This window comes from Pseudoalteromonas sp. P1-16-1b (assembly GCF_001401785.1).
GTDB classification, from domain to species: Bacteria; Pseudomonadota; Gammaproteobacteria; order Enterobacterales; family Alteromonadaceae; genus Pseudoalteromonas; species Pseudoalteromonas undina.
This window is the reverse complement of sequence record NZ_LKGQ01000057.1, coordinates 1-368: the sequence shown is the minus strand read 5'-3', so window position 1 is coordinate 368 and position 368 is coordinate 1. Positions and strand designations below refer to the sequence as shown.

2 tRNA genes are annotated in these 368 nt (G+C 52.2%); both read right to left on the bottom strand.

Annotated elements, in window-relative coordinates:
- Positions 1-9 precede the first annotated feature (9 nt).
- Positions 10-85: transfer RNA gene (locus tag AN392_RS18155), tRNA-Gly, on the bottom strand.
- Positions 86-292: 207 nt separating this feature from the next.
- A tRNA-Gly gene (locus AN392_RS18150) sits at positions 293-368 on the bottom strand.

Below are 368 nucleotides of genomic sequence, written 5' to 3'. Positions count from 1 at the left end.
GTGAGAAATTGGAGCGGCACACGAGGCTCGAACTCGTGACCTCGACCTTGGCAAGGTCGCGCTCTACCAACTGAGCTAGTGCCGCATTCAAAATAGTCAGTAATTTGTCCGTTGGTGCACGACAGGTCGCGTCCTACATTCTGGCAACTGAGCTAGTGCCGCATTCAAAATAGTCAGTAATTTGTCCGTTGGTGCGCGACGGGTCGCGTTCAACACTCTGGCAACTGAGCTAGTGCCGCATTATATCAACTTTAACTTTTTGTCTTGTGCTCCAATTTCTTTGGTGAGAAATTGGAGCGGCACACGAGGCTCGAACTCGTGACCTCGACCTTGGCAAGGTCGCGCTCTACCAACTGAGCTAGTGCCGC